This window comes from Thiolinea disciformis DSM 14473, from assembly GCF_000371925.1.
GTDB lineage: Bacteria > Pseudomonadota > Gammaproteobacteria > Thiotrichales > Thiotrichaceae > Thiolinea > Thiolinea disciformis.
Map to the genome: position 1 here is coordinate 22,183 of NZ_AQVE01000001.1, position 12,196 is coordinate 34,378.

Sequence of the window (12,196 nt, forward strand, 5' to 3'; positions counted from 1 at the left end):
CATTCTAGCCTATTCCGGCAGGACTATCCTTTTGACATTCGTCAAGATAGTTTTCTGACTAAATCTCTATGATTAGAGTAAGACATTTCAATAAGTGGTGGAGTTCAGTGATGGATCAAGAGAATCTCAAGCAAGGCGCGTCAACCAATCCAAGTTCAGTCGATACAGTGCAACAAGATGCTATAAACGCCTTTACCGCCACACAAGCTGTCAGCGCTGCACAACATGCCAAACTAGCAGCCACGGAAAGCATTTTGGCTCAAGCGAAACATGCAGATCAAGCGATTGCCGCCGATATGATTCAAAAGTTGGAGGCTATGCTAGAAGGTGCATCACCCGATGATGCTGAGGTACTAAAAGTGGCGATTGCGCGTTGGAATGATCCCAAGGCACACCGCTCTATGATAAATAAGGATGAAGAATTAGTCGAGAATTGGCGTTCTGCGGTTTATCCTTATAAAAATCGCTTGTCACGCAAAACCTATGAAAAACAAAAATATATGCTGCAAGTCGAATTGCTGAAGTGGCAAGCATGGGTACGTGAAACCGGTCAAAAAGTAGTTATTTTATTCGAAGGCCGCGACGCTGCTGGTAAGGGTGGAACGATTAAACGCTTCATGGAGCACATTAATCCCCGTGGTGCACGCGTAGTGGCTTTGGAAAAGCCTACCACCGCAGAACAAGGCCAGTGGTATTTCCAACGTTATGTGCAAAACCTCCCTACAGCCGGTGAAATCGTGTTATTTGACCGTTCTTGGTACAACCGCGCGGGCGTTGAGCGTGTCATGGGTTTTTGCACTGATAAACAATATGATGATTTTATGCGCCAAGTGCCTGAATTTGAACGTCATTTAGTCTCAAGCGGTGTGCATTTAATTAAATTCTGGTTCTCCGTTAGCCGTGCCGAACAACGTCGCCGTTTTGAAGAGCGCAAAATCCATCCACTTAAGCAATGGAAACTCAGCCCGATCGACTTAGCTTCCTTGGATAAATGGGAGGACTATACCGCAGCGAAAGAAGCTATGTTCTTCCACAGTGATACTGCAGAAGCACCGTGGACCATTGTGAAATCTGATTGTAAAAAGCGGGCACGTCTCAATGCCATGCGTTATGTGCTGCACAAAATGCACTACACAGGCAAAGATCCTTCCAATATTCTTGCGATTGACCCGTTGATTGTCGGTCGTGCGAATATTATGGGCGATTTATAAAGCGCTTGATTCCCATAAGGGAGTGAATTGTTCTCGCTCCCTTAGCCAAACCCCGCTAAGCTTCGGTCATTAGTCCAAACGTTTGCTTTGCTATGACCACTACTACCAAACCACTAATTCTTGTTGACGGCTCGTCTTATCTGTTCCGCGCCTTTTATGTGCCTAACTTACGTGTACTAACTAACTCACGTGGTGAACCCACAGGCGCTATGCACGGCGTATTAAATATGCTGGACAAGCTACGCAAAGATTACGAGCCAGACTTGATGGCCGTGGTATTTGATGCCTCAGGCAAAACCTTCCGTGATGATTTATATCCCAACTATAAAGCCAATCGCCCGCCCATGCCTGATGAATTGCGTAGCCAATTCGAACCCTTATTGGAAATCATTCGTGCCCAAGGTTACCCCTTGCTCATGGTTGCAGGTGTAGAGGCCGATGATGTAATTGGTACACTCGCTAGCGAACATCAAGGCGCAGTACTTATCTCCACCAGTGATAAAGACATGGCGCAATTGGTCGATGAGCGAGTGCACTTAATCAATACCATGAGCAATACTTACGCTGATCCCGCAGGAATCATAGAAAAATTTGGCGTCAGGCCAGATCAAATTCGCGATTATTTAGCCCTGATGGGTGACACCGTAGACAATGTCCCTGGTGTAGAAAAAGTGGGTCCCAAAACAGCGGCGAAATGGATTAGTGAATATGGTTCGCTGGAAAATATTATGGCGAATGCCGAGAAATTTGGTGGCAAAGTGGGGGAAAATCTACGCGCTGCTTTAACACATTTACCACTTTCTTATCAGCTCGTCACGATTAAATGTGATGTTCAGCTAGAACTGGATCCAGACGACTTAAAACTTGCTGCGCCCAATAATGAGAAATTGCGTGAGCTTTATACGCGTTATGAATTCAGTACTCGTTTACGCAGTTTAGGCAAAGAAACGACGCTTGCAGCTAAAAAACCGTTAGCTGATCCTTTCGAGATGTTCGACGAAATTGAGCCTTTAGAAAAAACGACAATAGCTAGTTCCAAAGTCGATTATCAAACTATTTTCACGCAAGAGGCATTGGAGCATTGGCTTAAGCTTATTCGAGAAGCAGGCGAATTTTCTTTCGATACCGAAACAACCAGCTTGAATTATATGGAGGCTGAAATTGTTGGTGTATCGTTTGCTATTCAAGCCGGTAAAGCCGCTTATTTACCCTTAGCCCATAATTATTTAGGCGCACCACCCCAACTGAATCGCGAGGCCACTTTAGCTTTCTTAAAACCTTATTTAGAAGACGAGGCTTTACACAAGATTGGGCAAAACCTGAAGTATGACCGCAATGTACTATTGAATCATGGCATTGAATTACAAGGTTTGGCACATGACACCATGCTGGAGTCCTATGTACTGGATTCCAACGAAGAGCATGGTATGGATAGTTTGTGCGAAAAGCATCTCCATCACACCACTATTCATTTCGAAGATATTGCGGGCAAAGGCAAAAAACAATTAACGTTTAATCAAGTTGGTATCGAGCAAGCCAGTACCTATGCGGCTGAAGATGCCGATATGACACTGCGCTTACACCAATATTTTTGGCCGCAATTACAAGCCTTGGACGATCAGCGTAAACTCTACCAAAGTCTTGAAATGCCACTGATTCGTGTACTCTCCACCATGGAGCGGACTGGCGTTAAAATTGACGCAAAACTGCTCGCCCAACAAAGCCAAGAACTTGAACAGCGGCTCAGCGAAATGAATAAGCAGGCTTACGCGCTGGCAGGGCAAGCGTTCAATCTCAACTCACCGAAGCAACTCCAAGAGATTTTGTTCGATAAATTGGGATTGCCTATTGTACAAAAAACCTCGACCGGACAAGCCTCCACCGATGTAAATGTGTTGGAAGAGTTGGCCGATCAAGGTCACGAATTACCCAAGTTGTTGTTGGAATATCGCAGTCTGAGCAAATTAAAATCGACCTATACCGATAAATTGCCCGAGCAAATAAACCCCAACACCGGACGTGTTCATACTTCCTACCAACAAACGGGCGCGGCAACGGGGCGTTTATCTTCTACCGATCCTAATCTGCAAAATATTCCAATTCGCAGTGAAGAAGGTCGTCGGATTCGGCGTGCTTTCATTGCTGAGCCAGGCTACAAACTACTGGCACTGGACTATTCTCAGATCGAATTACGCATTATGGCGCATTTGTCAGGCGATAAAGGCTTGCTGGATGCCTTCGCACAAGGCAAAGATATTCATCGTGCAACGGCGGTGGAAGTCTTTAATACACCATTAGACAAGCTTACTAATGATCAGCGCCGTGCGGCCAAAGCGATTAACTTTGGCTTGATTTATGGCATGTCGGCGTTTGGTCTCGCGCGCCAATTAGGAATTGATCGTTCTGAGGCACAGCTTTATGTAAATCTTTACTTTGCACGCTATCCTGACGTGAAAGCTTATATGGAACGTACCCGCGAACAGGCTCAAGCCCAAGCTTATGTAGAAACCTTATTCGGACGGCGCTTGTTCCTACCTGAAATCCGCGCGCGCAATGCCCAGCGCCGTCAGGCGGCTGAACGTGCCGCCATTAATGCACCGATGCAAGGGACAGCAGCCGATATTATTAAAATGGCAATGATCTCGGTGGATACGTGGTTGCGGAGCCACAAATCCGGTGCGCGTATGATTCTACAAGTACATGATGAACTGGTATTTGAAGTGCCTGAAGCGGAGTTGGATGAAACGCGGCAAGTGATCACGGAATTAATGGTTCATGCAGCCACCTTAAGTGTGCCATTGTTGGTGGAGAGTGGCGTTGGCGAGAACTGGGAGGAAGCACACTAAATCAACACTGATTTAATGTGCACCAAGCTTTTAGGGGCATAATCGGAAAACAAGTTTATGCTAAGCGCTAAACTTCAGACTTTGCGCAGCACATCCACTCTAATCGGATTGTCGAATCTTGCACCGTCAGTACCCCTATGAGCTTCAAATTGTCGCTTCACTGTTTGATAAAGCTCATTACTTAAACGATGCTCAGTATGCGTCACGTTCAAAATACGTTGCTCAAACTCCGCGAAATCCGCAAATCGCGTATCCGTATGGCAAAATATCTGTTTGTCTAAGCTAAAAATCCCCGTGTCGACCGCGCGTTTCACAGCGTGAAATGCCGCCTCACGCACTACTTTTTCATCATGAAATAAACGTAAAATTTCATTGAAAGCACCTGCGTAGACCGGCTCTAAAATCCAAGCTATGCCATTAGCTTTTAAGACGCGGGCGATTTCTTTGAGCGACTGATCCAGTAAAGGTAAGGGGACGTGGTGCAAGGATTTGAACATAAACACGACATCAACACTATTATCGGGCAGGTCAATCGCTTGGGCGCCACCCGAGCGAAACTCAATCGTCGTGGGATAGTGGCTAGCTAGATTTTTTTCGTGCTGACGCGCATCTACCTCAGTGGCAATTAAACGCTTGATAGGAAATTGCTCAGCCAGTAAACGGGTGATACGAGCCGTACCACAACCTAATTCTAGTACGGTGGTGTCTGCTAAAGTTAAATGTTGGCGAATCAGCTCTAATTCACTGCAAAGTACTTGAGCTTGTGGGCTTTGGAATTGCATAAATGTTCTCAGCGACAAACTTAATGTCGCCACATGATAAGCGGATAGTCATAAAAAAGCCCGCACGAGGCAGGCTTTTTTATTACCATTTTATGGTGACATTTCTTCGACCAAAGCGCTGTGCCTTTCTACTGTCATCACCCATATATATATCAATCTTCTTTTTCCAACGGGCGTGCATTTTGTCGAGAACCACAAATTCACCGTTCATGCCACTAATACGTACTTTATCTCGATGTTTTAAGCCGTATTGATGCAAAAGGTCACGGGAAACTGCGATGGCTTTGACTCCAGGGGTTAATTGGTAGCCCCAAGCAGTAACACTTGGAGAGGAGTCCGTTTGAGAGGATAAGGAATTGTAGGCAGTCGCTGTTACAACCAAACTACGTTTCCCAGTCTTTTCGGCGGCTGCGGAGGCGCTTACACAAGCAAAGCTCACCACAACTAACGCCAGAAAATGGCTTAGTTTTCTCATATGGGTTCTAATATGTTGTTTATAAAGCGATTTTAGCAAGCACCACACTGCTCACCAAAAATCAGAGACGACTGTATCATAGGATTTTTTTCATTTAAACGTCACAAGCGGCCATTTTTTAGATGACTGCCAAGCCCCTAAAGGTATGATTTATTTGATTAAATTAGCACCAGATTCATTTATCATTTAGCCTAGAAGCAAGAGGCAGCGCCTTTAGTGCAGCGCAACAACGCTTATCAGAAACACGAGTAAAAGAGTCAATCATTCGCTTTTTTCGATCAAAAATACCATTAATCTGCTAAGATTAGTTTTTTTTACCCATGAATTTTGTCAACCATGCCCGATATTCTACTGAGCACACTGAATGCGCGTTATAACCACTCATCCCTAGGATTGCGCTACTTATTGGCTAATTTGGGCAAATTTCAGGCAAATGCCAGCATCCTAGAATTCACTATTGCGATGCGTCCGATAGATATCGTGGAGCAAATCTTAGCTCAGCAAGCCAAAATCGTCGGATTGGGTGTTTATATCTGGAATAGTGTCGAAACAACGGAAGTCGTCGCGCTACTCAAGGCTCTTGCCCCCGAGATTTATATTGTTCTAGGCGGCCCCGAAGTGAGCTACGAAGCCGAAGAACAAGCCATTGTGCACTTAGCCGATTATGTCATTTGTGGTTCGGGTGAGATTAACTTTCGCGAATTATGTGGGCAATTATTAGAGGGCAATCCGCCCCCCGAAAAGATCATCCGCGCAATTAGCCCCCCGCTTGATCAGCTTCAGCTCCCTTATGCCTTATACACAGATGAGGATCTTCAAAATCGCTTTGTGTATGTCGAGGCATCGCGTGGTTGTCCTTTTAAATGCGAATTTTGTCTATCCGCGTTGGATAAGACTGCTTGGCCTTTTGAACTCGAAAACTTCTTAACAGCAATGGATCAACTGTGGCAACGTGGCTTACGCCATTTTAAATTTGTTGATCGTACGTTTAATCTCAAAATTACTACAACGCTCGCGATTCTCGATTTCTTTCTAGCACGTTTGGATGAAAAAACCTTTTTGCATTTCGAGCTTATTCCGGATCATTTGCCCGAGGCGCTAAAAACCAAGATCCAACAATTTCCAGCGGGTAGCCTGCAATTTGAGATTGGCATTCAAACATTTAATCCTGAAATACAAAAAATCATTAGTCGTAAACAAGATAATGCCAAGTCAGAAGAAAATTTGCGTTGGTTGCGCGAGCAAAGTCATGCGCACTTACATACCGATTTAATTTTTGGCTTGCCTGAAGAAACCTTAGACAGTTTTGCCCAAGGTTTTAATCGGCTCATTGCTTTGAATCCACACGAAATTCAAGTCGGCATTTTGAAACGCCTGCGTGGCGCACCGATTATACGCCACACGCAAGACTCACAAATGGTTTATAACCCACGGCCTCCTTATAATATTCTGAAAAATAGCGTCATTGATTTTACTACCGTGCAGCAAATGAATCGGTTTGCACGTTATTGGGATATGATTGGCAATTCAGGGCGCTTCGAACAAACACGGCCTTTATTACTAGGCGACAATCCCTTTGCGCGTTTCTGGCTTTTAAGTGAGCAGCTTTATCAGCGCTCACAGCAGACCCATCAAATTGCTTTGCCACGCTTATTTAAGTTAGTCCATGAAATTGCTTTAGAGCATTTGCAGATTCCGCGCGACCGTTTGGAAAAAGCGTTGTTAGCAGATTATGCAAAAACAGGCCAAAAAGGTGCTATTCCTTTTCTGGAAGGGCAAGTCTTGTATCAGGAACAGAAAGGTGTGAAAGATGCTCGCCATCAGCGGCAAAGAAGAAACCTGCCCGCTTAAATAAACCAACTGCCTGTATTGGCGCACAAAGTTCGTGTACTAATCAGAGCCAACTATTGCCCCGCTCAAACAAGCGGCGTACAGTGCGCTGCTTTACCGCACCACCAGACCATCATGAACGAATTTCTAGCCTCGTTTGCCTTTGCGCTCACGGTTACAGGACCGACTTTTATTGTTCTTGTCCTCGGTATAGTGTTCAAACGCATCGGCTTATTAAGCGAAAGTTTTATCGAGGGCGGCTCAAAATTAGTGTTTAATGTGAGCTTGCCGATTCTCTTATTCATGAGCATCAGTAAAACCCAATTCGATCAAAGTGCGAACGTTGCCATCGTTGCTTATGGCATTGTGGCAACCCTCATCAGTTATGTCCTCTTAGAATTCATTAGCTACTTTTTTGTCAAACCCTCACACGATCGCGGTGTTTTTGTTCAAGGCGCCTTCCGCTCCAATATGGGCATTATCGGCTTGGCTTATTGCGTGAACGCTTATGGACAAACGGCGATTGGCGCGGCTTCGCTTTATCTAGGCATTATCACGATTCTGTTCAATATTCTCTCTGTCATCACCTTGAGCCGCTCCCTGCACAAAGGTGCTAGCCCAATCAATGCTATCGCTAAAGGCATTGCCACCAACCCTTTGATTATTGGTATTTTACTGGCACTCCCCTTTTCATACTTTCAATGGCATTTGCCCGCCGTAGTCTTAAAAGCAGGTGATTACTTAGCCAACTTAGCGCTACCGTTAGCTTTATTGTGTACGGGTGCCACACTCAATTTCAGGTCACTTCAACAAGCTATGGGGAATACCATCGGCGCAAGCCTAGCAAAATTAGCGCTTGTACCGACACTATTTGGTATAGGTGCTTACCTAGTCGGTTTTCGTGGTATTGATATGGGCATTATTATGCTGATGGCCTTCGCTCCCACTGCGGCTGCTAGTTATGTGATGGTACGCGCAATGGGCGGTAATGCTAATTTAGCGGCCAATATTATTGCTCTCACCACACTAGGATCATTAGTGTCCACCAGCCTTGGCATTATGATTCTCAAAAGCTGGCAGCTTATGTAAGCCAGCAAATATCGCTACACTAGCACCAAGCATTTTTGAGGAATTTTCACATGGACTCACCGGATATTAACGCGGTTAAAGCCTACCTACTGGCTTTGCAAGATGACATTTGCACACAATTAAGCGCAGAAGATGGTAAAGCTAGTTTTGAAGAAGATAATTGGCAACGTGAGGGTGGCGGCGGTGGGCGTACCCGTGTGTTAACCCAAGGTGCCGTATTTGAACAAGGTGGCGTCAATTTCTCGCATGTCTTTGGCTCTACCTTACCCCCTTCAGCTAGCGCAGCACGTCCCGAATTAGCCGGGCGTGGTTTTCAGGCTATGGGTGTTTCCTTAGTTATTCACCCTAACAATCCTTATATTCCCACTTCTCACGCCAATGTGCGCTTTTTCATGGCAGAGAAAGAAGGTGAAGAACCCGTGTGGTGGGTCGGGGGTGGCTTTGACTTGACCCCTTATTATGGCTTTGAAGAAGATTGTGTAGCATGGCACCAGACCGCAAAATCGGCCTGTGATCCCTTTGGGACAGACGTTTATCCACGTTACAAAACATGGTGTGATGACTATTTCTATTTAAAACACCGCCAAGAACCACGCGGCATTGGTGGTTTGTTCTTCGATGATCTCAATGAATGGGGTTTTGAAAAAAGCTTTGCGTTCCTACGCAGCATCGGTGATCACTACATCAAAGCCTATCGCCCGATTGTGCAAAAACGCAAAAATCTGCCATTTGGTGAACGTGAGCGCGACTTTCAACTCTATCGACGTGGCCGCTATGTGGAATTCAACTTGGTCTTTGACCGTGGAACCTTGTTCGGCTTGCAATCGGGCGGACGTACCGAATCGATTTTAATGTCACTCCCACCCTTAGTGAAATGGCGCTATAGCTGGCAACCCGAACCGGAATCAGCCGAAGCAAAACTTTATACTGACTTCTTACGCCCCCGCGACTGGATTAATGGTGGTTAATCATTTTGCAGGGCTTAGGGTGTCTCAGGTATCGCCGCACCCACTGCCTTGAGCGCATTTTTTACATTTAATAAACCATAGCCATATTCATTATCCTTCCCCGGAGCACCCAAATCGGTAGCGGTTTCTTGCAGCATTTGCGGATTAAAACCGCTACGGTTGAGGGAGAGTAATAAGGCAATCACACCCGATACATGTGCAGTAGCCACTGAGGTTCCACTGACGACATTAAAAGCGCCAGCGGGGGAAGTGGTCAGAATATCCACCCCTGGAGCCGCTAAATCAATATAGCTCCCCCGATTAGCGGCACGGAAAACCTTTTCTTTTTGATCGACTGCGGTGACAGCAATGACACCGTCCATCGCGGCTGGATAAGCAGGTTTGGCATCAGGTCCCCCATTGCCCGCTGAGGCCACGACGATAATGCCTTGATCCATGGCTTTGCGTAGCATGTCGCTCACCAACTTATCTTCTGCACCGGCAAAACTTAAATTTAAAATGTCGACTTTTTCTTTTATACATTGATCAATAGCACGTGCCACCATAGCAGCGGTACTGACACGGCTTGCAGGCTGCCCCGGCTCAGCACCAAACGCGCTCACTGCATATAAAGAGGCTTCGGGCGCAACACCAATACGCGGATTTTGGCTAATTAAAACACCGGCGATTTCCGTGCCATGTTCTTGATTTTGCTTACTACCGGCTGGCGTAAGCTCCACCCGCATCACATGACTGTTATCTAAGGAACGGTGCAAAATATCAATCGGCGTATCAATCATCCCGATTTTCACACCTTCCCCTTTCGTCAGTTGGTGCGCTAAAGGAACACCGGTCAGTGCTAAAGGATAGTCACCTACCATCGTGGTGGTTTTAGTGCTAATCGTAGTGGAATAATAAAGATTACTTAAATTTGCTTGTACGTTTTTTTCTTGGGCATTAATTGCTTGACGAAGCTTGACTGGATCTTGACCATTCGTCGCCGCCGTAATCATTTTTGTTTTTAGGCTCGCTAATTCATCCGTGCGCTTTTCACGAAGCTTGTAACGTTGAACGACCTCATCCGCTAGGTGTTGCGGCTGGGTATTGTCATATAACAATAACAGCTCATTCTCTAAATATTCCGGCTTTTGGGGCTTGTTGGGTGCAACTTGGGCTTTGGCACGGCTACCCACACACCAAGCACTCGAAATTTGGCAGGCGGGTGAATTATAACTGGTTTCGGCGCTTGCCTTGCTACTGCCTGCTCCGCGAACAACCGTAGCTTGCTCTGTATTAGATAATTGTGCGGTGGCTGCGCTTGTCGCTAAGAACAACACGCTCAATCCACTAGCGAAACTCTGACCCCACTGCTTCATAAAATATCCCAATTAAACACTATCTTATGCCAAAGCAATGAAGCCTTACTTCATCACTCTTAATTAACGATCTCTTTACCCATATATTGTGGGCCAACAAATACCACTGGCGAAGGTTTATTTTGTGAGGGACTCATCATTTTCTCAGCCAAGGCATTTTTATCGGTTTCTTTCGGTAAAGAAAGTGCCACTATGAATAAGTTATTAGCGGCTGGGCCTGAAACAATACGCGCATTCCATTGATTTAAGAAGTCGCAAATTTCACCATGCTGAGCCTGAGGCGCAAACTCCATCAGAAACAGGGCTTTATTTTTCTCAATCATTTGCTCAGACGAAACCGAAGCCACGGTATAAAGCGTTTCTGTTTTCGTAGGCTTAACTAGATACATTCCCGCTAAAGCTAATTGTGAAAGCACTAATACACTTAACACAGCATTCGCGGGTGTCATCCAAGTGGTTCTGCCATCGCTTGAGCCTTGCCACAAAGCGTTCCAAGTTTGTTTAAGCTTAGTCCAAGTGGATGGAATAGCTGGCGATAAGTTAGTTGCTGCGTCGTCAACTGCGTTTGCCACTGCTTGAGCAGGTTCTTTATCAATACGCGAAAGCAATTTATTTAAACGTAGCTCTGTCGTATCCATAGCGGATAACTCCAGTAGGCTAGTATTTTCACGTACCGTGCGCAACATACGCTCTTCTTGGGCATATTCCACACGTAATTCTGTAGAAGCCTCTAAGGCGGCATCAACGATGGCTTGTTCTTCTTTGTCGAGTTGACCCGTTAAAGACCAAGGGAGTAGTAACCTTGCCTCATCAACTAATTTTGATTCTTGATTATTCATAATTCGTGGACCATCGTTAATTGTCAAACTCTATGATTCCCGCTTTCTCTAGCATTTGACCTAGGCGCTTACGGGCATAAAACATGCGTGTTTTAACGGTGTTTTCCGAGATCCCCAATAAGGTCGAAACTTCTTTCACTGATTTTTCTTCAAAATAAGTGAGCTTCAAGATATCCCGATGTTCATCCGTCAAATGATTCATCATACGTAATAATTGATTTTTCATATCATCTTCGATCCATGCTTGCTCAGGCGAAGCGGAGGGATCCACCATTGCCAGCACCATGGCATCATCATCGAGCGTGACTTCCGATGTTTTACGTAGCCAAGAAATTAATTTGTTGCGGGCTATCGAATAAATCCAAGTCGAAGGTTTTGATTTACCTTCAAAACGATTTGCCGAGCGCCACACATCAAATAAGGCTTCGTCAACAATATCAGCGGCTTGAGCTACATCATCTTTTAACAGACGCGCACAATAACTTACTAAACGTGGCTGATATTTGCGGTACAGTTGACTAAACGCAACTCGGTCCCCCTGAGCTACACGTTCCAACAACTGCACATCTTCAGACAGTTGAGCTGTTATACCTGTACCCGCTTCATCATCATGCTGTGAATCAATCATTATTTACGTCGCCTTGAAACTTATTTTGGTTTTAATTACGTGATAAAAAAATAGTTACAAAATTTTCTCACTGACGTGAACCCTTGAGAATGTCATTACGACTCACGATTGTCGGAGCGTGACAAGCAGTTATGAACAAACAATCTAGCGGTTAATTTGTTTTTATCTGCTAA

General features: G+C 45.3%; 10 protein-coding genes. 5 read left to right on the forward strand and 5 right to left on the reverse strand.

The window, feature by feature from the left end:
* The first annotated feature begins 401 nt into the window (after positions 1–401).
* Both ppk2 and polA read left to right on the forward strand, forming a co-directional pair.
* Positions 402–1,211 (forward strand): polyphosphate kinase 2, encoded by an 810-nt coding sequence (gene ppk2, locus A3IE_RS0100085; protein WP_245539162.1) that lies wholly within the window; start codon positions 402–404, stop codon positions 1,209–1,211.
* A 92-nt stretch (positions 1,212–1,303) separates the two neighbouring features.
* Positions 1,304–4,057, forward strand: a complete 2,754-nt coding sequence (gene polA / locus A3IE_RS0100090; RefSeq protein WP_020393523.1) for a DNA polymerase I — start codon at positions 1,304–1,306, stop codon at positions 4,055–4,057.
* A 74-nt stretch (positions 4,058–4,131) separates the two neighbouring features.
* Here polA and A3IE_RS0100095 read toward each other — a convergent pair whose 3' ends face one another.
* Together A3IE_RS0100095 and A3IE_RS0100100 are read right to left on the reverse strand one after the other, a co-directional pair.
* Positions 4,132–4,839: a class I SAM-dependent methyltransferase gene (locus A3IE_RS0100095; RefSeq protein ID WP_020393524.1), complete on the reverse strand. Its 708-nt coding sequence runs from the start codon at positions 4,837–4,839 to the stop codon at positions 4,132–4,134.
* A gap of 82 nt (positions 4,840–4,921) precedes the next feature.
* Positions 4,922–5,314 (reverse strand): 3D domain-containing protein, encoded by a 393-nt coding sequence (locus A3IE_RS0100100; RefSeq protein WP_020393525.1) that lies wholly within the window; start codon positions 5,312–5,314, stop codon positions 4,922–4,924.
* 336 nt (positions 5,315–5,650) lie between these two features.
* Here A3IE_RS0100100 and A3IE_RS0100105 point away from each other — a divergent pair, with 336 nt between their 5' ends.
* From A3IE_RS0100105 to hemF, 3 genes are all read left to right on the forward strand, one after another.
* Positions 5,651–7,165: a B12-binding domain-containing radical SAM protein gene (locus A3IE_RS0100105; protein ID WP_020393526.1), complete on the forward strand. Its 1,515-nt coding sequence runs from the start codon at positions 5,651–5,653 to the stop codon at positions 7,163–7,165.
* A gap of 114 nt (positions 7,166–7,279) precedes the next feature.
* Positions 7,280–8,233: an AEC family transporter gene (locus tag A3IE_RS0100110; RefSeq protein ID WP_020393527.1), complete on the forward strand. Its 954-nt coding sequence runs from the start codon at positions 7,280–7,282 to the stop codon at positions 8,231–8,233.
* A 50-nt stretch (positions 8,234–8,283) separates the two neighbouring features.
* A complete protein-coding gene (gene hemF / locus A3IE_RS0100115; RefSeq protein ID WP_020393528.1) occupies positions 8,284–9,201 on the forward strand; it encodes an oxygen-dependent coproporphyrinogen oxidase in 918 nt (305 codons plus the stop codon).
* 14 nt (positions 9,202–9,215) lie between these two features.
* Here the strand turns inward: hemF and A3IE_RS0100120 are convergent, their stop codons facing one another.
* From A3IE_RS0100120 to A3IE_RS0100130, 3 genes are read right to left on the reverse strand one after another with little or no spacing between them, the layout of a single operon-like run.
* Positions 9,216–10,556 (reverse strand): S8 family serine peptidase, encoded by a 1,341-nt coding sequence (locus tag A3IE_RS0100120; RefSeq protein ID WP_020393529.1) that lies wholly within the window; start codon positions 10,554–10,556, stop codon positions 9,216–9,218.
* 59 nt (positions 10,557–10,615) lie between these two features.
* Positions 10,616–11,395 carry a hypothetical protein gene (locus A3IE_RS0100125; protein ID WP_020393530.1) on the reverse strand — a complete coding sequence of 260 codons (780 nt, stop codon included), beginning with the start codon at positions 11,393–11,395 and terminating at the stop codon, positions 10,616–10,618.
* Between the two features lie 16 nt (positions 11,396–11,411).
* On the reverse strand, positions 11,412–12,023 hold the full coding sequence (locus tag A3IE_RS0100130; RefSeq protein WP_020393531.1) for a sigma-70 family RNA polymerase sigma factor: 612 nt from the start codon (positions 12,021–12,023) through the stop codon (positions 11,412–11,414).
* Between the last annotated feature and the right edge of the window lie 173 nt (positions 12,024–12,196).